Annotated in this window: 25 protein-coding genes; 5 read left to right on the top strand and 20 right to left on the bottom strand. The window is 72.4% G+C overall.

The annotated features are described in order from the left end of the window. The first annotated feature begins 31 nt into the window (after positions 1–31). Both OG408_RS30635 and OG408_RS30630 read left to right on the top strand, forming a co-directional pair. The gene (locus OG408_RS30635; protein WP_326673096.1) at positions 32–871 is read left to right on the top strand and encodes a GNAT family N-acetyltransferase; all 840 of its coding nucleotides are present in this window, start codon (positions 32–34) and stop codon (positions 869–871) included. Beyond that, positions 864–1295, top strand: coding sequence for a hypothetical protein (locus OG408_RS30630; RefSeq protein WP_326673093.1), 432 nt, complete (start codon positions 864–866; stop codon positions 1293–1295). The genes OG408_RS30635 and OG408_RS30630 overlap by 8 nt, the downstream gene beginning before the upstream one ends. On the opposite strand, the gene OG408_RS30625 is transcribed toward OG408_RS30630, so the two are convergent. Both OG408_RS30625 and OG408_RS30620 read right to left on the bottom strand, forming a co-directional pair. After that, positions 1282–3630 (bottom strand): bifunctional salicylyl-CoA 5-hydroxylase/oxidoreductase, encoded by a 2349-nt coding sequence (locus tag OG408_RS30625; RefSeq protein WP_405405874.1) that lies wholly within the window; start codon positions 3628–3630, stop codon positions 1282–1284. The two genes, OG408_RS30630 and OG408_RS30625, sit on opposite strands and share 14 nt — an antisense overlap. Next, positions 3615–4442 (bottom strand): enoyl-CoA hydratase family protein, encoded by an 828-nt coding sequence (locus tag OG408_RS30620; protein WP_266783971.1) that lies wholly within the window; start codon positions 4440–4442, stop codon positions 3615–3617. The genes OG408_RS30625 and OG408_RS30620 overlap by 16 nt, the downstream gene beginning before the upstream one ends. Before the next feature lie 244 nt (positions 4443–4686). On the opposite strand from OG408_RS30620, the gene OG408_RS30615 reads away from it, so the two are divergent. Continuing rightward, positions 4687–5133 carry an ATP-binding protein gene (locus tag OG408_RS30615; RefSeq protein ID WP_266786504.1) on the top strand — a complete coding sequence of 149 codons (447 nt, stop codon included), beginning with the start codon at positions 4687–4689 and terminating at the stop codon, positions 5131–5133. 13 nt (positions 5134–5146) lie between these two features. Here the strand turns inward: OG408_RS30615 and OG408_RS30610 are convergent, their stop codons facing one another. From OG408_RS30610 to OG408_RS30525, 18 genes are all read right to left on the bottom strand, one after another. Continuing rightward, positions 5147–6574, bottom strand: coding sequence for an amino acid permease (locus OG408_RS30610; protein ID WP_266783969.1), 1428 nt, complete (start codon positions 6572–6574; stop codon positions 5147–5149). Between the two features lie 182 nt (positions 6575–6756). Next, positions 6757–7758: an ornithine carbamoyltransferase gene (gene argF / locus OG408_RS30605; protein WP_266783967.1), complete on the bottom strand. Its 1002-nt coding sequence runs from the start codon at positions 7756–7758 to the stop codon at positions 6757–6759. 114 nt (positions 7759–7872) lie between these two features. Next, positions 7873–9105 carry an arginine deiminase gene (locus OG408_RS30600; RefSeq protein ID WP_266783965.1) on the bottom strand — a complete coding sequence of 411 codons (1233 nt, stop codon included), beginning with the start codon at positions 9103–9105 and terminating at the stop codon, positions 7873–7875. Positions 9106–9206: 101 nt separating this feature from the next. Beyond that, positions 9207–11795 (bottom strand): polynucleotide kinase-phosphatase, encoded by a 2589-nt coding sequence (locus OG408_RS30595; RefSeq protein WP_326673089.1) that lies wholly within the window; start codon positions 11793–11795, stop codon positions 9207–9209. Continuing rightward, a complete protein-coding gene (locus tag OG408_RS30590; RefSeq protein WP_266783961.1) occupies positions 11792–13348 on the bottom strand; it encodes a 3' terminal RNA ribose 2'-O-methyltransferase Hen1 in 1557 nt (518 codons plus the stop codon). The genes OG408_RS30595 and OG408_RS30590 overlap by 4 nt, the downstream gene beginning before the upstream one ends. Before the next feature lie 43 nt (positions 13349–13391). Then, positions 13392–14288 (bottom strand): homocysteine S-methyltransferase, encoded by an 897-nt coding sequence (mmuM, locus tag OG408_RS30585; protein WP_442806076.1) that lies wholly within the window; start codon positions 14286–14288, stop codon positions 13392–13394. A 78-nt stretch (positions 14289–14366) separates the two neighbouring features. Further along, positions 14367–15290: an LLM class F420-dependent oxidoreductase gene (locus OG408_RS30580; protein WP_266783957.1), complete on the bottom strand. Its 924-nt coding sequence runs from the start codon at positions 15288–15290 to the stop codon at positions 14367–14369. A 90-nt stretch (positions 15291–15380) separates the two neighbouring features. Continuing rightward, positions 15381–15917, bottom strand: a complete 537-nt coding sequence (locus OG408_RS30575) for a DUF6099 family protein (RefSeq protein WP_266783955.1) — start codon at positions 15915–15917, stop codon at positions 15381–15383. A 125-nt stretch (positions 15918–16042) separates the two neighbouring features. Beyond that, positions 16043–16402 (bottom strand): nucleotide pyrophosphohydrolase, encoded by a 360-nt coding sequence (locus OG408_RS30570; protein WP_326673085.1) that lies wholly within the window; start codon positions 16400–16402, stop codon positions 16043–16045. A 122-nt stretch (positions 16403–16524) separates the two neighbouring features. Continuing rightward, positions 16525–16944, bottom strand: coding sequence for a cell division protein SepF (locus OG408_RS30565; protein WP_266783952.1), 420 nt, complete (start codon positions 16942–16944; stop codon positions 16525–16527). Positions 16945–17027: 83 nt separating this feature from the next. After that, entirely contained in the window at positions 17028–18290 is a 1263-nt protein-coding gene (locus tag OG408_RS30560) for a cytochrome P450 (RefSeq protein WP_326673082.1), read from the bottom strand. Beyond that, entirely contained in the window at positions 18287–18901 is a 615-nt protein-coding gene (locus OG408_RS30555) for a GTP-binding protein (RefSeq protein ID WP_285573526.1), read from the bottom strand. Before OG408_RS30555 ends, OG408_RS30560 begins: the two co-directional genes overlap by 4 nt. After that, the gene (locus tag OG408_RS30550; RefSeq protein WP_285573534.1) at positions 18879–19232 is read right to left on the bottom strand and encodes a DUF742 domain-containing protein; all 354 of its coding nucleotides are present in this window, start codon (positions 19230–19232) and stop codon (positions 18879–18881) included. Before OG408_RS30550 ends, OG408_RS30555 begins: the two co-directional genes overlap by 23 nt. Next, on the bottom strand, positions 19229–19654 hold the full coding sequence (locus OG408_RS30545; RefSeq protein WP_266783944.1) for a roadblock/LC7 domain-containing protein: 426 nt from the start codon (positions 19652–19654) through the stop codon (positions 19229–19231). Before OG408_RS30545 ends, OG408_RS30550 begins: the two co-directional genes overlap by 4 nt. Continuing rightward, positions 19651–21015 (bottom strand): ATP-binding protein, encoded by a 1365-nt coding sequence (locus OG408_RS30540; RefSeq protein ID WP_266783942.1) that lies wholly within the window; start codon positions 21013–21015, stop codon positions 19651–19653. Before OG408_RS30540 ends, OG408_RS30545 begins: the two co-directional genes overlap by 4 nt. 62 nt (positions 21016–21077) lie before the next feature. Beyond that, positions 21078–22076, bottom strand: a complete 999-nt coding sequence (locus OG408_RS30535; protein WP_285573539.1) for an MBL fold metallo-hydrolase — start codon at positions 22074–22076, stop codon at positions 21078–21080. Between the two features lie 357 nt (positions 22077–22433). Further along, a complete protein-coding gene (locus OG408_RS30530) occupies positions 22434–23609 on the bottom strand; it encodes a Gfo/Idh/MocA family protein (RefSeq protein WP_266783938.1) in 1176 nt (391 codons plus the stop codon). Between the two features lie 239 nt (positions 23610–23848). Further along, complete coding sequence (locus OG408_RS30525) at positions 23849–24649, bottom strand: DeoR/GlpR family DNA-binding transcription regulator (protein ID WP_266783936.1); 801 nt, start codon at positions 24647–24649, stop codon at positions 23849–23851. A 185-nt stretch (positions 24650–24834) separates the two neighbouring features. On the opposite strand from OG408_RS30525, the gene OG408_RS30520 reads away from it, so the two are divergent. Both OG408_RS30520 and OG408_RS30515 read left to right on the top strand, forming a co-directional pair. Then, positions 24835–25719, top strand: a complete 885-nt coding sequence (locus tag OG408_RS30520) for an SIS domain-containing protein (RefSeq protein WP_266783934.1) — start codon at positions 24835–24837, stop codon at positions 25717–25719. A gap of 7 nt (positions 25720–25726) precedes the next feature. Continuing rightward, positions 25727–26611: an acyl-CoA thioester hydrolase/BAAT C-terminal domain-containing protein gene (locus tag OG408_RS30515; protein WP_326673075.1), complete on the top strand. Its 885-nt coding sequence runs from the start codon at positions 25727–25729 to the stop codon at positions 26609–26611. Positions 26612–26666: the final 55 nt, after the last annotated feature.

Raw genomic sequence — 26666 nt, 5'->3', positions numbered from 1 at the left:
GGCAGCACGGCTCCCGGCAGAATGCGGATGCATGACCTGGACCTTCACGGACGACGTCGAGCTCTTCCTCGAAGCGGCCGGCCCCTCGCTCGCCGCCAGCCCCGCCGAGAGCACGCTCGTGCTGACCGTCACCGCCTCCCTGCGCCGGCACGGTCCGCACGCCTACGGTGACCATCCCCCGGTGATGGGCTGGTGGCGCGGTGCCGACGGCGAGGTCGCGGGCACCCTGTTGCACACACCGCCCTATCCCGCGACGCTGAACGCGCTCGCCCCGGAGGCGGTGGGCCCGTTGATGGCCGCCCGCCGGCTCACGGGCGTCAACGCGGACCGGGCCACGGCCCGGGCGGTGGCGGCCCACTGGCCGGGGCACCGGGTCGACGAGGAGCAGCGGCTGTACCGGCTGGGCGAGCTGATCCCGCCGTCCCCCGCCCCGGCGGGCCGGGCGAGGGCCGCGACCCCCGCGGACCGGGAGCTGCTGCTGGGCTGGTTCGCCGCGTTCGCGGTCGAGATCGGGGGGCCGGGTGCGCGCGGCGCACGTCAGGCACGGGCGGTCGACGAGCGCACGGCGGAGGGCCGGCTGACGCTCTGGGAGAACGACGGTGTCCCCGTGTCGATGGCGGGCATCTCGCCGCGGCTCGCGGGCACCGCGCGCGTCGCCCCCGTCTACACCCCGCCGGAGCACCGCGGCCGCGGCTACGCGGCGGCGGTGACCGCCGAGGTCAGCCGCGCGGCCAGGGAGGCGGGTGCGCAGGAGGTGCTGCTCTTCACCGACCTCGCCAACCCGACGAGCAACGGCGTGTACACGCGCATCGGTTACCGCCCGGTCGCGGACCGGCTGCTGGTCAGGGCCGAGGAGGCGAGCGATGGATGAACCGCCCGAACCGGCGTGGCTGGTCGCGGCGAACGTGGTGCGGTGGCGGCGGTACGGGGATCTGGGGCAGGAGTTCCGGCCGGGCACGAAGGCGTTCCGGGGCGGGGCGAAGGTCTACGTCATGGACACCTACCCCGGGATGGGGAACGAACAGCTGACCGCGGTGGGTCATGGCCGGCACACCGGGCGCTGGATCACCATCGACACCGGGACCCGGCATCTGCACACCTTTCGGGCGCAGTTGGTGTACGCACCGGCCGTGCTCCGGCGGTGTGCCGGGCTGCCGCCGCGGACGCGTGAGGAGGCGGCGGAGCTGGCGGAGCGGCTGGAGCGCACCGCGCGGCTCGCGCGCCACAACCACCACGCCGCCCCGCACCCCGATCCCTGCCTGTGTCACGAGTGCCTGCCGCTCAGCCCAGGGTGAGCCGGGGCTTCGGTGCGTCCGTGCGGCCCGTCGGCGGGGGGCGGCTGCCCGCGCGGTACGGGAGCGGCCAGGGCGCGCCCGGTCCCGTGTAGTCCTGTGCGGCCGCCGCGTGGAGCGTCCAGTGCGGGTCGTGGAGATGGGGGCGGGCCAGGGCGCAGAGGTCGGCGCGGCCCGCGAGCAGCAGTGAGTTGACGTCGTCCCAGGAGGAGATGGCGCCGACCGCGATGACGGGCACGCACAGGGTGTTGCGGATCCGGTCGGCGTACGGGGTCTGGTAGGAGCGCCCGTACTCGGGCCGCTCGAAGGGGACGACCTGGCCGGTGGAGACGTCGATGGCGTCGGCGCCGTGTGCGACGAAGGCGCGGGCGATCTCGACGGCGTCCTCACCGGTCGTGCCGCCCTCGGCCCAGTCGGTCGCGGAGATCCGGACGGTCATCGGCCGGTCGTCGGGCCACCGTTCGCGGACCGCGTCGAAGACCTCGAGCGGGAAGCGGAGCCGGTTCGCCAGGGTGCCGCCGTAGGCGTCGGTGCGGTGGTTGGTGAGCGGGGAGAGGAATCCTGAGAGCAGGTAGCCGTGGGCGCAGTGGAGTTCGAGGAGGTCGAACCCGCAGGTGTCGGCGCGGGCGGCGGCGGCCGCGAACTGCTCGCGGACGGCGTCCATCCCGGCACGGTCCAGCGCGTGCGGGGTCTGGTTGACGCCTTCGGCGTACGGGATCGGGGAGGCGGCGGTGAGCGGCCAGTTGCCGCGGTCGAGCGGCTGGTCGATGCCGTCCCACATGAGCCGGGTGGAGCCCTTGCGGCCGGAGTGGCCGAGCTGGATCCCGATCGCGGTGCCGGGTGATCCGGTGTGCACGAAGCCGGTGATCCTGCTCCAGGCGGCCGCCTGTTCCGCGGTGTAGAGGCCGGTGCAGCCGGGGGTGATGCGGCCCTCGGGGCTGACGCAGACCATTTCCGTCATGACCAGTCCGGCGCCGCCGAGCGCACGGGCGCCGAGGTGCACGAGGTGGAAGTCGCCGGGGACGCCGTCGGTGGCGGAGTACATGTCCATGGGCGAGACGACGACGCGGTTGCGCAGTTCCAGTCCGCGCAGCCGCAGCGGGGTGAACATCGGCGGGGTGCCCGGCGGGCAGCCGAACTCGTCCTCGACGGCCGCGGTGAAGGAGGCGTCGCGCAGCCGCAGGTTGTCGTGGGTGACGCGGCGGCTGCGGGTGAGGAGGTTGAAGGCGAACTGGCGGGGCGGCTGGTCGACGTAGGTGCCCAGCTCCTCGAACCAGCGCAGGCTGGCCGCCGCGGCGCGCTGGGTCGACTCGACGACGGGCCGGCGCTCGTTCTCGTACGCGGCGAGGGCGGCGGGCAGGGTGGGCTGTTCCTCGATGCAGGCGGCGAGGGCGAGGGCGTCCTCCACGGCGAGTTTGGTGCCGGAGCCGATGGAGAAGTGGGCGGTGTGGGCGGCGTCGCCGATGAGGACGGTGTTGCCGTGCGACCAGCGTTCGTTGACGACGGTGCGGAAGGTGAGCCAGGAGGAGTTGTGGGAGCGCAGCGGCCGGTGGCCGAGGGCGTCGGCGAAGATCTTGGCGCAGTGCCGCGTCGACTCCGCCGGGTCGCAGGTGTCGAATCCGGCCGCGCGCCAGACCTCTTCGCGCATCTCGACGATGACGGTCGAGGCGCCGGGTCCGTCCGGCGCGGAGGGCGACGGGCGGGAGTACGGGTAGGCGTGCAGTTGCATCACGCCGTAGGCGGTCTCGGCGGTCTCGAAGCGGAAGGCGTCGAGGGCGAAGTCGGCGGCGAGCCAGATGTAGCGGCAGCGGTGGGTGGTGAGGCGGGGGCCGAAGTGCTCCGCCTGGGCGTCGCGGGTGAGGCTGTGCACCCCGTCGGCGGCGATCACCAGGTCGTGGGAGGCGGCGAGTTCGGCGGCGGACGGCGCCCGTTCGCGGAAGCGGAGGCTCACCCCCAGGCCGGCGCAGCGTTCGTGGAGGATCTCCAGGAGCCGGCGGCGGCCGAGCGCGGCGAAGCCGTGACCGCCGGAGGTCTGGGTGTGGCCGCGGTGGACGATGTCGATGTCGTCCCAGCGGACGAACTCGCGTTGGAGGGCGGCGTGGACGGCCGGGTCGGCGTGCTCGATGCCGCCGAGGGTCTCGTCGGAGAGGACGACGCCGAAGCCGAAGGTGTCGTCGGGTGCGTTGCGCTCCCAGAGGGTGATCTCGCGCTCCGGGCCGAGCCGTTTGAGGAGTGCCGCGGCGTAGAGCCCGCCGGGGCCGCCGCCGATGACGGCGATCCGGCGGAGCGCGGGCGTCTCGTTGTCGGGGGGCGCCACCCGGATCACCGGCCCTGCCACTTCGGCGGGCGCTTCTCGGTGAACGCCGCGTGGAACTCGGCGTAGTCCTCGCCGTGCATCAGCAGGGCCTGGGTGGCGGCGTCCATCTCCACGGCGGCGGCCAGCGGCATGTCGAGCTCGGCGGTGAGCAGCGCCTTGGTCTGGGCGAGGGCGAGCGCGGGTCCGTCCGCGAGGCGGCGGGCGAGCGCCGCGGCCTGTTCGTCGGCCCGGCCCTCCTCGGCCAGTTCGCTGATGAGTCCGATCCTCTCGGCCTCGGGGGCGCGGACGGGTTCGCCCAGCATCAGCAGCCGGGTGGCGTGGCCGAGGCCGACGACCCGGGGCAGCAGATAGGCCGCGCCCATGTCCCCGCCGGAGAGCCCGACGCGGGTGAAGAGGAAGGCGAACCGGGCGGAGGGGTCGGCGATGCGGAAGTCGGCGGCCAGGGCGAGGACGGCACCGGCTCCGGCGGCGACCCCGTGCACGGCGGCGACGACGGGGAACGGGCACTCCCGCAGGGCCCGTACGACCTGGCCCGTCATCCGGTTGAAGTCCAGCAGCTGGGCGGTGTCCATCGCCAGGGTGGCGCCGATGATCTCGTCGACATCTCCGCCGGAGCAGAAGCCGCGTCCCTCGCCGGCCAGCACCAGGGCCCGTACCGAGCGCTCCCGCGTGAGCTCGGCCAGCAGGTCACGCAGGTCGGCGTAGGCGCCGAAGGTCAGCGCGTTGAGCTTCTCGGGGCGGGCGAGGGTGACGGTGGCGACACCGTCGCGCGTCGTGACCCGCAGATGCTGCCAGTTCTCCGTACGGGGCGCGGAGCTGGGAAACGGACTCATGGAGGGTGGTCCCCTTCAGCCGTCGGGCTGCTGCCTGACCCCCGAATTTATCACTCGTACGTGACTTCCGTCACGAGTACACGATAAGGAGCGGGGAAGACAGTAGTGACGAACGTCCCCTTCGTACCGGTCGGCAGGCCCTTGCCCGTGTCGTGGGGCTTCGTATGGTTGAAACCATGAAGTCTTGAGCTCACGAAAGATTGAGCCCGGGACCGTCCACGCCCTCTCGAACGGAAACGCCGCCGTGCCGCCCGATGTCCCCGCACCCGCCTCCTGGCGTATCGCCCTGCCGCACTCCGCGGCCGCGGTGCCGATCGCCCGCGCGCTGATCCGTACGGTGCTGGCCGACATCGACACCGGCACGGAAGCTGCGGCCGACAGCTACACCGCCGAGCTGCTGACCGCGGAGCTGGTGGCCAACGCCGTGGAGCACACCCCCGGCGACGAGCCCGTCGAGCTGGTGGTGGAGCTCCTGCCGAACGGCTGCCAGGTGGAGGTCCACGACGGCGATCCGGCCCCGCCGGGCGATCTGTCCCGCCCGGAGCCGGGCTGCGAGCCCGATCCGTGGCAGGAGCACGGCCGGGGGCTGCTGCTGATCCGCACCCTCAGCTCGTCCTGCGGCCACCGCACGACCGAGCGCGGCAAGGCGGTGTGGTTCACCCTGCCGTCGCCCGCCGGGCCCACCCCCTGACCGGGCGGCCGCCTCAGGCTCCGGACCGGCCCGCCAGCCGCGACCGACGACGCCCGTAGCAGGAGTACACCCCCGCGCCGACGGCCAGGAACACCGCGAACTGCACCCAGGTCGACCAGCCCGTCCCGTACATCAGATAGACGCAGAAGCCGACACCGAGGACCGGGCTCAGCGGGTACAGCGGGACCCGGAAGGGGCCCTTCACCTCGGGGTTGCGGCGGCGCAGCACGATCACGGCGACGTTGACCGCGACCATCGTGGCGAGCGTCCCGATCGTGGTCAGGCTGACCACCACGTCGAGCGAGGAGAAGGCCGCCGGGACGGCGAAGACGACGGCGACGATCCAGGTGTTGGCAACGGGTGTCGCGGTGCGCGGCGAGACCCGCTCGAAGACCCGCGGGATCAGGCCGTCGCGGGACATCGACATCAGGATGCGGGTCTGTCCGTACATCACGGCGAGGACGACCGAGGCGATGGCGACGATCGCGCCGAACGCGATGATCCCGCCGCCGACGGTGGAACCGGTGACCTGGTCGACGATCAGCGAGAGGGCGGCGGGCTTGTCGGAGACGGCGTCCGGGCCGAGGGCGCCGATCGCGGCGAGGGCGACCGCGCAGTAGAGCAGGGTGACCAGGCCGATGCAGATCATGATCGCGATCGGGATGTTCCGCCGCGGGTTCCTGACCTCCTCGCCCGCTGTCGTGATGGCGTCGAAGCCGATGTACGAGAAGAACGCCAGCGACGCCCCCGCGGTGACGCCGCCCGCACCGTGGGCCACGAACGGCGTGAGGTTGCCGTGCTCGAAGGCCGTGAAGGCGATGACGCAGAACATGATCAGGATGGTGATCTTGAGGACGGCCATCGCGGCGGTGGCACCGGCGCTCTCCCGGATGCCGCGCACCAGCAGCGTCGCGGCCATCATCACCACGACGACGGCGGGCAGATTGATCACGCCGCCGTCGCCGGGGCCGGCCGAGAGCGCGTCCGGCAGCTGCCACCCGAACAGGCTGTCGAGCAGTTCGTTGACGTACTGGCTCCAGCCCACCGCCACCGCGGAGACCGAGACGCCGTACTCCAGGAGCAGGCACCAGCCGACGAGGAAGGCGGCGCGTTCGCCGAGGGTGGCGTAGGCGAAGGAGTACGAGCTGCCGGAGACCGGGATCGCGCTGCCCAGCTCGGCGAACGAGAACGCGGTGAAGATGCAGGTGACCGCCGCGAGGACGAAGGACAGCACGACGGCCGGCCCGGCCTCGGCGACGCTGTCGGACAGCCCGACGAAGATGCCGGTGCCGACGACGGCGCCGACCCCGAAGCACACCAGCTGGAAGAGCCCCATGGTGCGCCTGAGCCCATGACCCTCCAGGTCGGCTCCGGACTCGGCGATGAGCTGGTGGGGATCCTTGACGCGGTGCGGCGGGCCGGGCGGTCGCAGGGGGCTCACGGCGGTGTTCTCATCTCTGGCGGTGCAGGTGGGGGGAGGGCGCGGCGAGGGCGTGGGGGCCGGTCGCGCACACGAAAAATGGGGTTCGAGCGTGCGAGCTCGAACCCCACCAACGGCGACCATAATAGGCCCCCGTACGCATGTTCACCCAATTGGCCGCATGAACATGCGATATGTCCGCGTCAGCGCCCCATCGTCGCCACCAGCACGGCCTTGATCGTGTGCATCCGGTTCTCCGCCTCGTCGAAGACGACGGAGTGGCCGGACTCGAAGACCTCGTCGCTGACCTCCAGCTCGGTCAGACCGTGCCGGGCGTGGATGTCGCGCGCCACCTTGGTGCCGAGGTCGTGGAAGGCCGGGAGGCAGTGCAGGAACTTCACGTCGTCGTTCCCGCTGGCCCTGAGGACGTCCATGGTGACGGCGTACGGCGCGAGCGCGGCGATGCGCTCGTCCCAGATCTCCTTGGGCTCCCCCATCGAGACCCAGACGTCGGTGGCGACGAAGTCGGCTCCGCGGACTCCCTCGGCGATGTCCTCGGTGAGCGTGACCGTCGCCCCGCTGCCGGCGGCGAGCTTCTGGGCCTGTGCGACGACGGACTCGGCGGGCCAGTAGGCCTTCGGCGCGACGATCCGGACGTCCATGCCCAGCAGGGCGCCGGTGACGAGGTAGGAGTTGCCCGTGTTGAAGCGCGCGTCGCCGAGGTAGGCGAAGGCGATGCGGTCCAGCGGCTTCCCGCTGTGCTCGGCCATCGTCAGGACGTCGGCGAGCATCTGGGTGGGGTGCCAGTCGTCGGTCAGCCCGTTGAAGACGGGCACGCCGGCGTGGGCCGCGAGCTCCTCGACGGCCTCCTGGCTGTCACCGCGGTACTCGATCCCGTCGAACATCCGGCCGAGGACACGGGCGGTGTCCTTCACGGACTCCTTGTGCCCCAGCTGCGAGCCGGCGGGGTCGAGGTACGTGGTCGACGCGCCCTGGTCGGCGGCGGCCACCTCGAAGGCGCAGCGGGTGCGGGTCGAGGTCTTCTCGAAGATCAGCGCGATGTTCCTGCCGCGCAGCCGCTGGACCTCGGTCCCCGCCTTCTTGGCCGCCTTGAGCTCGGCGGCCAGGGCGATCAGGCCGCGGAACTCCTCGGCCGTGAGGTCCAGCTCCTTGACGAAGTGGCGGCCTGCGAGGTCTATGGCCATGGTTCTGCTCCTGGGTCGGGCGGGGGGACGCATACGATAACCCTGGAAGTCTATACGACGCATTGCATCGATATACAGAGCCTTCCGGGGTTCGCTTGCGCCCCCGCACCCCCGCTACACCGGTTCGCGGACCACCGGGCAGCTCATGCAGCGGGGGCCGCCCCGGCCGCGGCCCAGTTCGCTGCCGCGGATCTCGATGACCTCGATGCCCTCCTTGCGCAGGTGCGCGTTGGTGGTGGCGTTGCGCTCGTAGGCGACGACGACGCCCGGTTCGACGGCGAGGACGTTGCACCCGTCGTCCCACTGCTCGCGCTCGGCCGCGTGCACGTCCTGGGTGGCGGTCAGGACCCGGATCGAGTCCAGCCCCAGTGCCTCGGCGATGGCACGGTGCATGTGCTCGGGCGGATGGTCGGTGACCTTGAGGTCGCGCGGCCCGTCGCCGGGTTCGATGGTGTACGAGCGCAGCATGCCCAGGCCCGCGTACTTGGTGAAGGTGTCCCCGTCGACCATCGTCATCACGGTGTCCAGGTGCATGAACGCCCGGCTCTTGGGCATGTCGAGCGCCACGATCGACCGGGCCGACCCGGCGTCGAAGAGCCCTCGCGCCAGCATCTCCACCGCCTGCGGGGTGGTGCGCTCGCTCATCCCGATGAGAACGGCGCCCCGGCCGATGACGAGGACGTCGCCGCCCTCGATGGTGGAGGGGTAGTCGTCCTGGCCCTCCGACCAGTGGTGGAAGGCTCCCGCGTCGGGTCCCGTGAACAGCGGATGGTGCCGGTAGATCGCCTCGAAGTGCACGGTCTCGCGCTGCCGGGCGGGCCAGCGCATCGCGTTGATGGAGACGCCGTCGTAGATCCAGGCCGAGGTGTCACGGGTGAAGAGGTGGTTCGGCAGCGGACCGAGCAGGAAGTCGTCCAGGTCCATGACGTGGAAGCGCACCGAGGTCGGTTCACGGAACCGCTCCAGGAACTCCCGCTTGGTCATCCCGCCGACCAGGGCCTCGCACAGCTCGGGGGCGGACAGTTCCTCGAAGGCGGCCCGCAGATGCTCGGTGGCGAGCGGCCCGTACTCCTTCTCCGCGAAGACCCGGTCCAGGACGAGCCGGCGGGCCACGGGAATCTCCAGCGACTCCTGGAGCAGGTCACCGAAGAGATGCACCTCCACCCCGCGGTCGCGCAGCACGTCCGCGAAGCCGTCGTGCTCCTGGCGGGCGCGCCGCACCCACAGCACGTCGTCGAAGAGCAGTGCGTCCTTGTTGCTCGGAGTGAGCCGTTTCAGTTCCAGATCGGGGCGGTGCAGGATGACGCGGCGCAGCCGCCCGGCCTCGGAGTCGACATGGAATCCCATGCCCTCATCCTCACCGCGCGGGACGCGGTTCACCCGGCGAATCGCCAGCCGGTTCCGTCGGCGGGCGGGGACCTTCTCGGTCCCCGCCCGCCGGTGCGTCACTACAGCCGCGGGTCCACCGGCTCCGACTCCAGCGCCAGCACCGCGAACACCGCCTCGTGGACCCGCCACAGCGGCTCCCCCTCGGCCAGCCGGTCCAGGGCCTCCAGACCGAGGGCGTACTCACGCAGGGCGAGCGAACGCTTGTGGCCGAGGAAGCGGCCGCGCAGCCGCTCCAGGTTCTCCGGGCGGGTGTACTCGGGGCCGTAGATGATCCGCAGGTACTCCCGGCCGCGCACCTTGACGCCCGGCTGGACGAGGCGGTCCTTGCCGTCCCTGACGAGCGCGCCGAGCGGCTTGACGACCATGCCCTCGCCGCCGCGGCCGGTCATCTCCAGCCACCAGTCGATGCCGGAGCGGACCGACTCCTCGTCGGCGGGGTCGACGACGAGGCGCCGGGTGACCTGGAGCAGACCGGTGGGGTCGTGCTCCACCAGCCGGTCCAGCCAGGCCAGCTGCTCGTCGTGGGGCACGGACGCGAGCGAACGGCCCTGCACCGCGAGGATCTGGAACGGCGCCATGCGCACCCCGTCCAGTCCCTCGGTGCTCCAGCAGTAGCGCCGGTAGGCCTCGGTGAACGCGGCCGCGTCCTCGGCCCGGCCGCGCTGCCGGTCCGCGAGCGCGCCGACGTCGATGCCCCGGGCCGCCGCCGCGGCGAGCGCCCCGGTGGCCGCGGGGAAGACGGCGCCGGACGCGGCACCCACCGCCGCGTACTGCGAGCGGAGCAGGCCGGCGGCCTTGAGCGACCAGGGCATCAGCTCGGCGTCGAGCAGCACCCAGTCGGTGTCCCACTCCTCCCACAGCCCGGCGGCGGTGACGGCCGCGCGCAGCCGGCCCAGCACGTCCTCGGTGAGCGCGGGGTCGTCCAGGAACGGCCGGCCGGTGCGCGTGTGCAGCGCCCCCGTCGGGCCGCCTTCCCCGGTGTCGCCGGTCCCGAAGCGTTCCCGCGCCACGTCCGCGTCGCGGCAGACGAGGGCCACGGCCCGGGAGCCCATGTGCTTCTCCTCGCACACGACCCTGGCCACACCGTCCGCCCGGTACTGCGCGAACGCCTCGGCCGGGTGCTCCAGGTAGCCCTCCTCCTGCGAGGTGGCGGTCGGTGCCATGGTCGGCGGGAGGTAGGCGAGCAGCCGGGGGTCGACGGCGAACCGGCTCATGACCTCCAGCGCCGCCGCCGCGTTCTCCTCGCGCACCGCGACCCGGCCCATGTGCCGGGTCTCCACGATCCGGCGGCCCTGCACATCGGCGAGGTCCAGCGGCCGGCCCTCCCGGCCGCCCGGGGCCTCGGTGGACAGCGGCTTCACCGGCTCGTACCAGACCTGCTCGGCCGGTACGTCGACGAGCTCGCGCTCGGGGTAGCGCAGCGCGGTCATCTTCCCGCCGAACACCGCTCCGGTGTCCAGGCAGATGGTGTTGTTGATCCAGGAGGTGGTGGGGACGGGCGTGTGGCCGTAGACGACGGTGGCGCGGCCGCGGTAGTCCTCCGCCCACGGGTAGCGCACGGGCAGGCCGAACTCGTCGGTCTCGCCCGTCGTGTCGCCGTAGAGCGCGTGCGAGCGGACCCGCCCGGAGGTGCGTCCGTGGTACTTCTCGGGCAGGCCGGCGTGGCAGACGACCAGCTTGCCCTCGTCCAGCACGTAGTGGCTGACCAGTCCGTCGATGAACTCCCTGACCCGCTCCCGGAACTCCGGGTCCTTGGCGTCCTCCCGCTCCAGCTGCTCGATCGTCTCGGCGAGGCCGTGGGTGTGCTGGACCTTGCGGCCCTTGAGGTAGCGGCCGAGCTTGTTCTCGTGGTTGCCGGGCACGCAGAGCGCCTGGCCGTCCGCCACCATGGACATGACGCGGCGCAGCACGCCGGGGCTGTCGGGTCCGCGGTCGACGAGGTCGCCCACGAAGACCGCGGTACGGCCTTCGGGGTGTGCGCCGTCCACGTAGCCGAGCTTGCCGAGCAGGGTCTCCAGCTCGGAGGCGCAGCCGTGGATGTCGCCGATGATGTCGAAGGGGCCGGTGAGGTGGCGGAGGTCGTTGTAGCGGCGCTCCAGGGCCACTTCGGCGTGCTCGGCCTCCTCCTCGGTGCGCAGGATGTGGACCTTGCGGAAGCCCTCGCGCTCCAGGCCGCGCAGCGAGCGGCGCAGCTCGCGGCGGTGGCGCTGGACGACGTGCCGCGGCATGTCGGCACGGTCCGGGCGGGCCGCGTTGCGCGCGAGGCAGACCTCTTCGGGCAGGTCGAGGACGATGGCGATGGGCAGCACATCGTGCTCCCGGGCCAGCTGCACCAGCTGGCGGCGGCTCTCGGGCTGGACGTTGGTGGCGTCGACGACGGTCAGCCGTCCCGCCGCCAGGCGCTTGCCCGCGATGTAGTGCAGGACGTCGAAGGCGTCCCGGCTGGCGCTCTGGTCGTTCTCGTCGTCGGCGACGAGACCGCGGCAGAAGTCCGAGGAGATGACCTCGGTCGGCTTGAAGTGGCTCCGGGCGAAGGTGGACTTGCCCGAGCCGCTCGCCCCGATGAGGACGACGAGGGAGAGGTCGGTCACCGGCAGGACGCGGCCGCTCCGGGCGCTGTCACGCGTGCTGTCACTGGTCGTGCTCATGCGGCTTTCGCCTCCTTCTCGGTCGTGCCGGCCGCGGCCTGCGCGTCGGACGTGCGGGATGCGCCGGATGCGCCCGGGGCACCGGACGTGTGGTGCGTGTCGTCGTCACCGGCCGCGTTCATCGTGAACACGGCCATCTGGGTGGGCGGTCCCACCTCGGGGTCGTCCGGTCCCACGGGCACGAACTCCACCCCGTACCCGTGCCGGCCGGCCACCTCGCCCGCCCAGTCCCGGAATTCGGCCCGGGTCCATTCGAAGCGGTGGTCGCCGTGCCGGGAGTGCCCGGCCGGGAGGGTCTCCCAGCGGACGTTGTACTCGACGTTCGGCGTGGTCACGAGCACCGTGCGCGGACGGGCCGCGCCGAACACCGCGTACTCCAGGGCCGGCAGCCGCGGCAGGTCGAGGTGCTCGACGACCTCACTCAGCACCGCGGCGTCGTACCCCTTGAGCTGCTTGTCCGTGTACGTGAGCGAGCCCTGCCGAAGCGTCACCCGTGAGGCCTGCCGCTCCCCCATCCGGTCCAGCTTCAGCCGGCGCGAGGCAATCGTCAGGGCGCGCATCGAGACGTCGACGCCGACGATCTCGGTGAAGCGCACGTCCTTCAGCAGAGCCTGCACCAACTGCCCCTGACCGCAGCCCAGGTCGAGCACCCGGCTCGCCCCGGAGGCGGTCAGCGCCGCGAGGATCGCGGCCCTGCGCTGCTCCGCGAGCGGCACCGGCCGCTCCTCGGTGTCAGCCGTCTCGTCGACCGCGTTGTCGATGCTCTCGACGTCGAGGTCGTCGGACTCGGCGAGCCGCACCAGCTCCAGCCGCTGCATCGCCTGCCGGGTCAGTCCCCAGCGCCGGGACAGATACCGGCTGGTGATCAGCTTCTGCTCGGGGTGGGCGGCCAGCCAGCCCTCACCGGCCCGCAGCAGCTTGTCCACCTCGTCGGGCGCCACCCAGTAGTGCTTGGCGTCGTCGAGCACGGGCAGCAGGACGTACAGCTGACGCAGCGCGTCCGCGAGCCGCAACTCGCCCTCCAGCACCAGCCGTACGTACCGGGAGTCCCCCCACTCGGGGAACCGCTCGTCCAGCGGTACGGCCACCGCCTCCACCCGCGACCAGCCGAGCGGCCCGAACAGCGCCCGCACCAGCTCGGCACCACCACGGGCCGGCAGGGCGGGCACGTCGATCCGCAGCGGCATCGGCGCCGCCGCCCGCTCGGGCATCGCCTTGCAGGCGCCGCTCAGCGCGGACTTGAAGACGGTGGTCATCGCGACGGACAGCAGCGAGGACGCCGCGTAGGGGCGGTCGTTGACGTACTGCGCGAGCGCCGCGTCGGGGGCGCCGCCCCGGCCCTTGCCCTTGCCGCGCCGCACCAGCGCCACCGGATCCACCTCCAGCAGCAGCGCGGCCGTGCACCGCTCCGCGGACGCCTCGGGATAGAAGACATGCGCGGTGCCGTGCGAGGTGGAGAACGTCTGCGCCTTCTCGGGATGCTTGTGCAGCAGGAAGCCGAGATCGGTGGCGGGACGCTCCGGGGTGCCGGTGGTACTGATCGTCAGGAACACAGGCCCGAGTATGGTCGCGTTCACTCGCTCCCACCAGGCATTTTCATGCCCTCCCGGGCCGGTCGTCCCGCCCTTCTCCCAGCTGTGCGGCCAGGGCCGCGACCGTGGCCGGACCGACCCGGCAGCAGCCGCCGACCAGTCGCGCACCGGCGCCCCGCCAGGTCCGCGCGACGACGGGCTTCCCCGTCACCGCGGCCGCGGTCCGGACCGCCTCGGCCACCTCGGCCGGATCGCAGCAGTTCACCCCGGCCGCGACCACGTGTGCGTCCCCCGCGGCGAGGGCGAACGCCTCCTCCAGCCGCTGCCCGGCCCCGGTCCGTCCGCCGGCCACGGTGTAGGAGAGCCAGACCGGCAGCCCGCACTCCCGCGCCACGCCCAGGAGCGCCTCAGCCTCGTCCGTGTCCGGCACCGTCTCCAGCGCCAGTACATCGGGCCCCGCGGCGGCCAGCGCCTCGATCCGGGGGCGGTGGAAGCGCGCCAGCTCACTGACCGAAAGCCCGTAGCGGCCCCGGTACTCCGCCCCGTCCGCCGTCACCGCCCCGTACGGGCCGACCGAGGCGGCGACCCACACGTCCCGGTCCACCGCCCCGGCCGCCCGGCGGGCCAGCTCCACGCTGCGGGCGAAGAGCCCGGCCGCCTCCGCCCGCCCGAATCCGCGCCGGCCGAACCCCTCGAAACTCGCCTGATAACTGGCGGTGATGAGCACCTGCGCACCCGCCCGCACGTACGCCGTGTGCGCGGCCTCGATCTGCGCCGGCCCGTCCGCGAGCAGCCGGGCGGACCACAGCGCGTCGGACAGGTCGCAGCCCTGCGCCTCCAACTGGTTGGAGAGTCCCCCGTCGAGCAGCACCGTGCCGGCCGCGAGCGCCTCGGCGAGGGGGCGGGACGGGGCTGCGCCGGGGGGACGGCCGGATTCGTGGTCATCGCGGGCGGACAGCACGAGTACTCCTCTCCGGGTGAGCCGGGACCGGGCCGGCCTCGGGTGGGCCGGTCCCGGATCAGCGGTTCCGGGCCGGTCTCAGGTCAGCTGGGACTGGACCTGCGAGGAGATCAGCTCCAGGTGGTCCAGGTCGTCCAGGTCCAGGACCTGGAGGTAGATGCGCGACGCCCCGATCGCACCGAACCGTCCGATCTTGTCGACCACTTCGGCGGGCGAGCCGGCCAGTCCGTTCGCCTTCAGCTCCGCGACGTCCCGTCCGATGACGGCGGCGCGGCGCGCCACCTCCGCGTCGTCCTTGCCGACACAGACGACCAGGGCGTTGGAGTACACCAGATCGTCCGGCCGCCGGCCCGCCTCCGTGGCCGCCGCCCTGACCCGGGCGAACTGCTTCTCGCTGTCCTCCAGCCCCGCGAAGGGGATGTTGAACTCATCCGCGTACTGCGCTGCCAGCCTCGGCGTCCGCTTCGCGCCGTGTCCGCCGATCAGGACCGGCACCTTGGTCTGCGCGGGCTTGGGCAGCGCGGGCGAGTCCGTGAGCTGGTAGTACGTGCCGTCGTAACTGAACGTCTTGCCGGTCTCGGTCGCCCACAGTCCCGTGACAATGGCCAGCTGCTCCTCGAGGCGGCCGAACTTCTCCTTGGGGAACGGAATGCCGTAGGCCTTGTGCTCCTGCTCGAACCAGCCCGCTCCCAGGCCCAGTTCGACTCGGCCGCCGGACATCTGGTCGACCTGGGCCACCTGGATGGCCAGCACACCGGGGAGCCGGAAGGTGCCCGCCGTCATCAGTGTGCCGAGGCGGATCCGCTTGGTCTCGCGCGCCAGCCCGGCCAGCGTGATCCATGCGTCCGTCGGGCCGGGGAGCCCGTCACCCTGCCCCATGCGCAGATAGTGGTCGGACCGGTAGAAGGCGTCGAAACCGAGGTCCTCGGCGGCCTTGGCGACGGTGAGCAGAGTGTCGTAGCTCGCCCCTTGCTGGGGCTCGGTGAAGATTCGAAGATCCATGCGTCCATCCTGCACCTCCGAGCGCCGCTCGTTCGGCTCCCTCTCCCTTCCCCGTGCCGTCGCGGCCCGGACGCCCCGGGCGCCGGGCGCTCAGCCGGTGTCGGCGACCGGTCCGAGCGGCCCGTGGAGCACCCCGTGAGGGCCGTCCCGCTCCCGGCCGCGCTCCAGATCCTGCCGGCGCTCCCGGTCGCGCTCGTCGAGCAGCCGGAGCATGCCGCGCACCCGGTCCGTCGACTCGTCGGCGGCGTCGATCGCCTCCATGCACTGCCAGTACAGGCCCTGCTCGTCGGTCTCGCACGCCACTCCGACCAGGGCTATCCCCACCTCCCCGAGCAGCGCGCCGAGACCGGTGAGGGCCGCGCGCGGATCGGCCACCTCGGAGAGCTGTGCCGCCCGGGCCACCCCTGCCCGGGCCGCGGGGTGGTCCAGCGCCCCGTTGCTCCGTCCGCCGATCTCGCTGAGTCCGCTCGCCTCGCCGCGTAACTCCTTGGGGCCGCTCGCCGCAAGCCGGCTTCCGACCGCCTGGGCCAGCGCCTGGGCCTGCCAGGCCTCGGCGATGATGTCCGGCGTGCCCCGGCTCTGTGCCAGTGCCCTCCGGATGACTGCTACAAGCCGCTCCGCTTCCATCCGTTGCCCCCGTTCGACGCGAAAACCCGCTCACCTCTTCCATTACCCACAGTGAGGGTGGTGGTACCGAAAGGCCAGGGGATTTCGGAAATCTGTGGACACTCAATCGACTGTTAACAAATCGATCACTCCGAAGAGTGACGGAAGGGGGGATCCGTCGGCTCCGGCACCGGAAAGCGGCCCTCATTCCTCTCGATCTTGGCCGCCAGCGCGGCCAGCACGTCGATGCCGAGTACCTCGCAGAACTGCAGCAGATAGGCGAGGACGTCCGCGACCTCGTCCTCGACCGCGTGCGCCGTCGCGGGGTCCGCCATGACCCGCTCCGACTGCTCCGGCGTCAGCCACTGGAAGATCTCCACGAGTTCGGCGGCCTCGACGCTCAGCGCCGACGCGAGGTTCTTGGGGGTGTGGTACTGCCCCCAGTCGCGTGCGGCCGCGAACGCGGCGAGCCGTTGCTGGAGTGCGCGTACATCGAGTTCTGTCACGGCCCCAGGTCTACCACCGCCGTTGAGACCCCCTCGCGGGTGAGGCCCCTCTGCGGGTGAGGCCCCCTCGCGGGGGCGTGCGGAGCCCGCCGCGCGGGCGCCACGCGGGCAACACGCGGGTACTACGCCCCGGGCACCCCGGCCGCCGTCACACCCTCGACCTCCATGCCCATCGGAGAGAGCAGGAAGACGTTCCGGTCGACGCGGTGCATCCCGCTGCCCAGCCCGAAGACGACTCCGCTGGTGAAGTCCAGGATCCGCTTCGCCACGTCGCCCTCGGCCCCGGTCAGGTCGAGGAGCACCGGAATCTGCGCGACCAGGTACTCGGCGACCTCGCGCGCGTCCGCGAAGACCTGCACCCGCAGCACCACCATGCGCCGCTGCTCGGCGCTCTCCTGCTCGTCCGGGACCGTGCGGTGGTCGACCCGGGAAGGCCACTCGTTGCGGCTGCGCAACGGCACGACCTGGGCCAGTCCCTCCCACTGCTCGTCCGTGACGTCATACCTGTCGTACCTGCTCACCGGACCACCCCGTCTGTGCATCGGTTGGCGTTGCGCCGGCTGCGCTCACTGTTCATCGGGCAATTCTCTCGCCCCTCACCCGTTCGGCCTACCAGCGACACGGTTCAGGAGCCGATCGAAGCCGCCGGCTCACCCGTACGCCCGCGCTCCGGGGCCGCTGCCGCCGTGGTGTCCAGGGGGGTGAAACGTACCGGAAGGTGCACCAGGGCACGGTGGAACGGGCCGGGCCGCCACAGCAGTTCACTCACCGGAACGGCAAGCTCCGCATCGCACAGCTGACTGGTGAGCTGCTCGATGGCGGTCATCGCGATCAGCAGCGCGGGCTGCTTCGCCGGGCAGCGGTGGGGACCGGCCGACCAGGCCAGGTGAGCACTGCCCCCGGACCGGACCCCGGTGGACGAAGTAGCAGGTCCGGACTGGGTGTTGGCCGCTCCGAAGGAGACCAGGACGAGCTGTCCCGCGCGCAGCCGGACCCCGTGGAACTCGGTGTCGTGGCGCGGGTAGTGCGCGGCCAGATTGGCGATCGGCGGGTCCTGCCACAGGACCTCGTTGATCGCCTCGTGAGCGGTCATCGCGCCCCCGTGCAGCGAGCCCGCGTACCGCTCGTCGGTGAGCATGTGCAGGGTCGCGTTGCCGATCAGGTTCGTCGCCGGATCGTGGCCCGCACTCATCAGCAACGTGATCTGACGCACAGTCTCGTCGTTGTCGAGACGGGCCGGGTGCGCGAGGAAGTACGAGGTCAGATCGCGGCGCGGCCGGGCCCGCCGGTCGGCGACCAGACGCGTGACGACGTCGACGAGGCCGGCGTACGCGGCGGCGGCGCCCTGGGCCGAGTTCATCATGCCGCCGACGCCGTCGACGATCCGCTTGCCGTCCGCGGGGTCGACTCCGAACCAGGTGACGAAGACGTGCAGCGGGAGCAGCCGGGCGTACTGGGAGATGAGGTCGCCGCTGCCGGTGGCGGCGAACTCGCCGATCAGCCGCTGGGCGACCCGGGCCACCTCGGCGCGCAGGACGTGCGGCTCGATCAGGGCCAGGGTGTCGTTGATGGCCTCGCGGTAGCGGGCGTGCTCCGGGCCGTCGCTGAACAGCGCGGTGGGGCGGTGCCCGAGCACCGGCAGCACCGGCGAGTCCGCGGGGACCGTCGCCTGCCAGGTGCGCGGGTCCTTGCTGAAGGTGTGGGTGTCCCGCAGCAGGTCGACGGCCGCCTGGTAGTCGGTGACGAGCATCGCCTCGATGCCGGGGGCGATCCGGACCGGCGCGAGGGGGCCGTGGGCGCGCAGGCTGCGGTAGTGGCCGTGCGGGTCGGCGGCGAAGTCGGGTCCGTACAGCGCGAGATGCTGCGGCGGCTGCGGATGCGGTGTCATGACGGGTCCTCGGGCTGCGGCATGCGGGTCAGCACGTGTTCGGCCAGGGCGATCAGGGCGTCGATGCTGCCGCGCCGCTCCCGCGCGTCGCACTGGACCAGCGGGGTACCGGCGTCGAGGTCCAGGTGTTTGCGCAGCACCTCGTCGCTGTGGGCGGGGGCGTCGGGGAAGCGGTTGACGGCGACGGCGTACGGCAGTCCCTGCTCCTCGACCATGTCCATGACGGCAAAGGAGTCGGCGAGCCGGCGGGTGTCCACGAGGACGAGCGCGCCCAGCGCGCCGCGCGCGATGTCCTCCCACAGCGGCAGGAACCGCTCCTGGCCGGGTGTGCCGAACATGTAGAGCACGAGGTCGTCCAGGACGGTGAGCCGTCCGAAGTCGATGGCGACCGTGGTCGTGGTCTTGTCGGGGAGCCCGGCGGTGTCGTCGAGCAGGGTGCTGGACTGGGTCATCGCCTCTTCGGTGTGGAGGGTGGGGATCTCCGAGAGGGTGCGGATCAGGGTCGTCTTGCCCACGCCGAAGGGACCCGTGACGACGAGCTTCATCAGGGTCCGGGCACCGGACGGCAGATAGCCGACGCCCGTCCGGTCAGTGGAGGGAGCGGAGTCCAACGAGCAGCCTCTCGACGAGCGACCGGTCGATCTCCCCGGCACTGGGTATCGGTGGTCGCGTGAGCAGAAGTCCGGCGGCCGCGAGATCCGTGGCCAGGAATACGGTGGCGCTGACCGGCAGGTCCAGATGGGCCGCGCACTCGACGACGGTGAGCGCGCCCGGCTCCAGCAGTTCGCACAGCCTGCGCTGCTCCGAACCGGTGTCCTGCGGCAGGGCCTCCTCGGTGCGTACGAGCACGGCGAGCCGGTCGAGCGCGGGACCGGCGGGCCGGGAGCGGCCGCCGGTGACGAGGTAGGCGGGGATCAGACGGCGTCCTGGGCCGGGGGTCATGGCCGGGCGGCGGTGTCCGGTTGGCGGGTGGGCGCGTGCATCGCCCGCGTCAGCGCGGTGACCTGCACCTGCATCTGGTAGGCGATGTCGCCGAGTTTGGCACCGGGTTCGGCGAACAGGGCGAGTGTGGTGTTCCGCCCTGCCGGGACGACGATGGCGAAGCCCAGGTCCGACTCGACGACGGTCTGGGCCAGTTGCGGGGCCTCGGCGTCGGTGAAGGCGGTGGTGAAGGCGCGGGCCGCGGCGTGCAGGGTGGCCGTCATCGCGGCGACCCGTTCGCCGGACGCCCGGTCGAGGCCGGGTGAGGCGCCCTCGACGAGACCGTCGCCCGTGGCGACCACGGCGTGCTGGACTCCGGGCAGTTCCAGCAGCGGGGTCAGCACCCATGCGAGGTCACCGGTGGTGGGGCTGGGGGCGCTCACTTCTCGTCGTCTCCTTGGTCGTCCTGGTCTCCCAGGTGGTCGTGGCCGTCCGAATCCGGTGCGGGTGCCCGCCCGGCGACGCTCCTGCCGATCAGGGTGCCCTGCTGGAGTGCCGCCCAGGAAGACTCGGCCTGCTCGGGTGTACGGGGCACCTGTCCCGCGGGCGGGGCTGCGGGGGCCGCGGCGGCCGGCACGGGACGCGGGGCGCGCCGGCGCCTGCTGGGCAGACCGGAGGGTTCCGCCGCGGGCGGCGCTTCCTGCTGCGCCTCCTCGGCGGGAGGGCCGGCCGGACGTTCGGGCGCGGGGTGCGCCGCCACGGGTGCCGGGGCGAGGGCGGAGAGGCCGCGGTCGTCCTCCAGCACGGTCAGCAGGTGGGCGGGGACGCGCAGGATGGTGCGCATGCCGCCGAACGGCGAGGCCTCGATGTGGCAGTGGAAGCCGTACTGCACCACCAGCCGGCCGACGACCGCGAATCCGGTCTGCGGTGGGTCGCCCAGCTCGGTCAGGAGCACTTCGGAGGGCCCGGCCAGCAGGGCGCGGGCGCGCTCCAGCGCGTCGTCGTCCATGCCGATGCCCGCGTCGTCGACCACCAGGAACGCGCCCCGGCCGCCGCTCTGCTGGACGGTCACCTGCACGTCGGTGTCGGGGTGCGAGTACGCGGTGGCGTTGGCGAGCAGTTCGGCGAGTGCGATGGCGAGGGGTTCGGCGGCCCGGGCGGCGAGCGCGAGGCGCTCGTCGCGCAGGTGGTTGGCCACCTTGATCCGCTCGTAGCCGGCGACCCGGGACTGGGCGCCCAGGACGATCTCGACGAGGGGCGAGTTCTGCCGGGCCAGGCCCGGCCAGGCGTCGCAGAGCACGGCGGTCGACTGGGTGCGGCGCAGCGCGAGTTCGTTGCGGAAGTCCAGTTGCAGGATGCGCGGGTCGTCGTACTCGTGCTGGAGCTCGTGCAGCAGCTGCTGGGACTGGTTGAGCAGGGACTGGATCTTGGCGGAGGTGCCGCGCATCGCCGCACGCGCGGCCGCGTCGACGCGCTGCCGCTCCTCGACGACCGCGGTACGGGCGGCCTGCACGGCCTCGGTGAGCAGCCGGGCCGCGCCGCCGTCGATCTCGGCCGCCTCGCGCAGTCCGGGGACCTGGGCGCTGGGGTGGGAGAGGGCGAGCGCGGCGGCCGGGATGCGCTTGCGGGCGAGTTGCCGGATCTCGTCGACCAGGGCCGCGGTACGGGCCTCGGCGGCCTTCGCCTGGCGTTCGGTCAGCTCGGCGTGGGCCACGGCCAGCTGTTCCGAGCGGGCGGCCCGGTACGAGCGTGCCGTCGCTGCCACGGCGGCCATGACGGCGACCATCGCCACGATCCATGCCATGCCGTTACCGCGTTTCTGTCGTCGGGTCGGTCCCGCGGCCGGGGCGGCGCGGGACCGGGCGGTCAGTCCGCCAGGCCTGTCGTCGCACGGGCCTGCTCCACTTCGTGCGCGAGCGCGGCGACTTCGGTCATGACCTGGACCACGCTGGGGAGTTCGGAACCGTCGAGGCTGCGGTACTCGCTGCCGATCGTGACGACCAGCCGCTCGGGGAGGCCCAGTTCGGGGTGGCGGCCTTCGCCGATCACCCGGCGGGCCGCCTCCGGGGCGGGCACCCCGGCGGCGTGGAAGGCGTGGGCGCGTTCCCGTACGTATTCGAGGTAGACGATGTGGTCGCGGACGCCGGCCCGGTCCAGGACCGGTCCGTGGCCGGGCACGACGGTCTCGGCGCCGGTGGCCAGGACCTGTTCGCAGGCCGCGATCACGTTGCTCAGCGGGCCCGCCCAGTGGATCGGGTGGTCGCCCGGCTGCTGCGGGGTGGAGGAGAAGATGATGTCGCCGCTGAACACGACACCCTGCGCGGGCAGGTGGACCATCAGGTCGCCGGTGGTGTGCGCGGCGGGCAGGGACGTGATCCGGACGGGGTAGTCCCCCAGGGTCAGTTCGAGCTCGCCGCTGAAGTAGGTGGTGGGCCGGACGGGTTCGGTCCGCGACCAGTCGAAGGGGCCGAAGTGGCGTCCGAGGTAGGAACCGAGCGCGGTGGCCGGGTCGCTGTTGTTGACCAGCGCGTGCTGCTGCTGGGGCGTGGGCTCGTAGTGGATGTGCTTCTCGGCCTCGCGGGTCACGATGATCTCCGCGTCCGGGAGCACCCCCGCACCCCAGAAGTGGTCCCCGTTGGCGTGCGTGACGATCACCCGGTCGACGGAGACACCGTCGGGCAGCCGCTTCGAGCTCTCGGCCAGGAACTGGCCGGCCAGCACCACGTCGTACGGGGTGTCGATCCAGAGCGCGCCGCGGGGCGAGACCAGCAGGCCGCAGTTGGCCAGACCCCAGCCCCGTTTCGGCGGGAGCCATGCGTACAGGCCCCGGCCCAGGTCAACGACGTCCCCACCGGTGATCGACATGGACGCGATTATGCCGACCGCGATCCGGCCGCGCGTTCGAACCCAGTCATATCCGGCCTCCGTTGGCGTGAAATCGCCCTATGGTCGGCCGAATGTCGGCCGACCGGTGACGGTACGAGAGCGGCCGGGCCGGTCCCCGCGGGGAATCATCGGGACATCTGCCCAGAAATACCCCGCCCCAGCTCACCCCTGTCACCGGTGCGCGGCGGCCCGCCGTCAAACCGGCAGAGGCCGATTACCCACCGAGCATGGCCGGAAACAGACGTCATGATGACCGGACGGCTCGGGACTTCCACCGCGGGCCGACGGCTCGTGACTCCCACCGTCGGCCCGCGGCCGGAACTCCCGGTCTGGGCCTCAGGCGCGGACCTGACCGCGCTCGAAGTACGCCACCATCTCGGGATCGAGGGCCGGCACGTCGTACGGCGCACCGCCCTCACGCAGCGAGCGGGTCGCGAGCACACCCGCGGCGACGCTCATCCGGGCGGCGACCGGTGAGGTGTCGGTGACGCCCCCGTCGCGCACGAACCGGCAGAACTCCGCCATGACCCGGGTGTCACCGCCGCCGTGCGAACCGCCCGCCTCCGGCACCCGGTAGGTGATGTCGGCGTCGGCGCGGTAGCCGCTGGGGCCGGTGTTCCAGACCTTCACCTCGTCACCGGGGCTGTCGCCGAAGTTCTCCAGCCGCCCCTCGGTGCCGATGACGGTGTAGTTGCGCCAGTAGTCCGGGGTGAAGTGGCACTGCTGGTAGGCGGCCACGACGCCGTTGTCGAGCTGCATGTTCATCACCGACACGTCCTCGACGTCGACGACGTGGTGCAGGTCCTTGCGGGCCGTCGGCGGCCAGTCGAACTCGCGCAGCCAGTTGTCGGGGCGCGGGGTGTCCGCCTCGCGGCGCGGCAGTCCGCCGTAGACGAGCAGGTCGCCCAGCGCGTTGACGCGCCGGGTGTAGCCGCCGGCCAGCCAGTGCAGGACGTCGATGTCGTGCGCGGCCTTCTGCAGGAGCAGGCCGGTGGTCCGGGTCCGGTCGGCGTGCCAGTCCTTGAAGTAGTAGTCACCGCCGTAGCCGACGAAGTGCCGCACCCAGACGGCCTTGGGCTCGCCGATGTCGCCGCGGGCGATGATGTCGCGCATCAGGCGCACGACGCCCATGTGCCGCATGTTGTGGCCGACGTAGAGCCGGGTGCCGGTCTCGTACGCGGTGCGCAGGATGGTGTCGCAGCTCTCGACGGTGATCCCGAGCGGCTTCTCCACGAAGACCGGCTTGCCGGCCCGGAGGGCGTCGACCGCGATGACCTCGTGGGTGTCGTCCGGGGTGGCGATGACGAGCGCGTCGAGGTCGTCCCGTTCGAGGAGGAGCTTGTAGTCCTCGACCGCGACATCGGCGCCGAAGTGCTCGGCCTCGCGCCGGCGCACCTCGGGATCGAGGTCGCAGACGGCGGTGATCGCCGATCCCTGCCCGGGGTGGTGGGCGGACGTGGCGATGGAACGGCGCAGGCCGAGCCCGATGACGCCGAGTCGCAGGTCTGACACGGGAGTCCCTTCAGTCTGTACGGGGTGCGGACGGAGCCGCCCGGCGGGGCTGTCCGCACCGGCATCCCGGCGCGGCGGTCCCCCGGCCGACTGCCGTCAGATCGCAGCGGCATACACATAGTTCACGACCGCGCACCGAAATGGCAAGAGTTGCTTGTTTTCCGGCCCTAACAAACATCTTCCGTCATTCTCTTGCCCCGGTACGGATCGTTTGGCACGGGTGGCCCCGATGGCTCGGGTCAGACCGCGACGACCGTGACGCCCGCCTCCGTGAACCGCGCGGTGGCGTCGGCCGTGATGCCCCGGTCGGTGACCAGGAAGTCGACAAGGCCGAGATCGCAGACCCTGGCGAACGCCCGCTTGCCGATCTTCGACGAGTCGGCCGCCACCACCACGCGCTGGGCCTGCTGGGCGAGCAGCCGGTTGATGCTGGCCTCGCCCTCGTGGTGGACGTACGCACCGCGTTCGGTGTCGATCGCGTTGACGCCCAGCACGGCGACGTCCAGCGTGATCTCGCCCAGCACCCCGCTGGCCAGCGGGCCCGTCAGCTCGTACGACTGGGGCCTGGCCACACCGCCGGTCACCACGATCTTGATCTGCGGCCGGATCACCAGCTCGTTGGCGATGTTGAGGGCGTTGGTGACCACCGTCAGGGTCGGCTGGCCGGACGCGCCGCCGGCGCCCTCACCCACCAGGTCGGACCGCACCGCGAGCGAGCGCGCCACCTCGGTGATGGTGGTGCCGCCGGTCAGCCCCACCACCTCGCCGACCGCGACCAGCTCGGCGACGGCACGGCCGATGGCCTGCTTCTCGGGGGCGTTGCGCCCCGTCTTGTAGCGGAGTGCCAGCTCGTAGCTGACCCCGTGCGCGACGGCGCCGCCCCGGGTACGGGTGAGCAGCTGCTGTTCGGCGAGCTGGTCCAGGTCCCGGCGGATGGTCGCGGCCGAGACGTCCAGCGTCCTGGCGGCGTCCTCGACGTCCACCCGGCCGTGTTTGCCGACGAGTTCCAGCAGTGCGCTCCACCTGGCGTCCCTGGACAAGTGAATTCTCCTCACAGGTCCGGTCTGCGAGCGCCCATCCCCTTGGGCGCGATCACCGGACACGCGCAAGCGTCGCACAAGGCAACGGCGAGTCAAGCCCCCTGCACGGTGGATGCTTGATAATGCGTGTACATCACGAGTAACGTACTTAATCGAGCATCCCATCACCAGTACGGAGTGCAAAAGTGTCGTTTGTCGAGATCGAGACCGCCAGTCAGCCGGACTGCTGGCGCCGTGCCGCGGAGCTCGCTCCCCGCCACGCCGACGTCCTGCCCGCCCCCGGCGAGCGCATCGCCGTGGTCGGCTGCGGCACCTCGTTCTACATGGCTCAGGCATACGCCTCGCTCCGTGAGGAGTCCGGGCAGGGCGAGTCCGACGCCTTCGCGGCCTCGGAGTTCCCCTCCCGCCGCCGCTACGACCGCGTGGTCGCCCTGACCCGCTCCGGCACCACGACCGAGGTGCTCGAACTGCTCGGCCGGCTGCGCGGGACCACCCCCACGGTCGCCGTCACCGCAGATCCGGACACTCCGGTGATGACGGCCGCCGACGCGGTGGTGGTCATCGACTTCGCGGACGAGAAGTCCGTCGTGCAGACCCGGTTCGCCACCACGCTGCTGACACTGCTGCGCGCCCACCTCGGCCTGCACACCGACGCCGTGGTCCGCGACGCGGAGGCCGCGCTGGCCGAGCCGCTGCCCGAGGGCCTCGTGGACTGCACCCAGTTCACCTTCCTCGGCCGCGGCTGGACGGCCGGTCTGGCCAACGAGGCCGCGCTGAAGATGAAGGAGGCCTCGCTGTCCTGGACGGAGGCGTACGCCTCGATGGAGTACCGCCACGGCCCCATCAGCATCGCCACCACCGGCACCGCGACCTGGACGTTCGGCGCGGCCCCCGAGGGGCTGCGCGAGCAGGTCCTCGCCACCGGTGCCCGCTGGGTCGAGAGCGGCCTGGACCCGCTGGCCGAACTGGTCCGCGTCCAGCGCCTGGCCATCGCCCGCGCCGCCGCCCGCGGCCTGGACCCGGACAGCCCGCGCCACCTGACCCGTTCGGTGGTCCTCGCGGACGCCTGAGCCGGCTGTGGAGATCGCCGAACGCACGGTGCGCGGCGGTCCGGGCTCCGGCGCGGACGCCTGGACGGGCTTTCTCGCCGCTCCCGTGCGCGGCGGTGACATCGGGGTGCTCGTCCTCGCCGGTTCCAGCGGGCGGATCGAGGACGAGCGTTGCCGGCTGCTGGCCCGGGAGGGCCTGACCGCGCTGTCGATCCGGTGGTTCGGCGGACCGGGACAGCCACCCGGCCTCTGCGAAGTCCCGCTGGAGACCTTCGCGTCGGCGATCCGGTGGCTGCGTACGGTCGGCGACGCCCGGCGCATCGGCGTCGTGGGCACGTCCAAGGGGGCGGAGGCCGCCCTGCACCTGTCCGCTCCCCGCCACGGCGTCGACGCGGTGGTGGCGTTCTCGCCCGCGTCGGTCTCCTGGGCGAACGTCGGACCGGGCCGCGACGGCAGGACTCGGCCCCAGCGGTCGTCCTGGACCTGGCGGGGCGAGCCGGTGCCGTTCGTCCCCTACGACGACGACTGGACGGCGGCCGAACCGGACGGTGGGCCCGTCTCGGTCCTCGGCTGGTACGAACGGAGCCTGCGCACCTTCGCCGCCCGGGTCCCGGCCGCGGAGCTCCCGGTGGGCGGGGCCGGGACCGCGCTCGTGCTGGTCGCGGGTGGCGACGACCTGATGTGGCCGTCCCTGCGGGCCGCGCGAGGACTGGCGGCCCGCCGCACGGCGGCCGGTCTGCCCGTGCGCCTGGTCACCCATGACGCCGCGGGACACCGCGTCCGGGTGCCCGGCGAGGGCCCCGCCGCCCTGTCCGGCCGGTTCCGGTACGGGGGTTCACACGCCGCCGACGCCGCGCTCGGGGCGGCCGCGTGGCCGCATCTGCTCGACGCGCTGCGTGGTACGGGTCCCTAGGGCGGGCCCGGGACCCGCGGCCCGGGACTCTCAAGCGCCGGCGCGGGCCCCTTCG

This window comes from Streptomyces sp. NBC_01257, assembly GCF_035917255.1.
In the GTDB taxonomy this organism is placed as follows: domain Bacteria; phylum Actinomycetota; class Actinomycetes; order Streptomycetales; family Streptomycetaceae; genus Streptomyces.
This window is presented reverse-complemented; position numbering and strand designations above follow the sequence as displayed.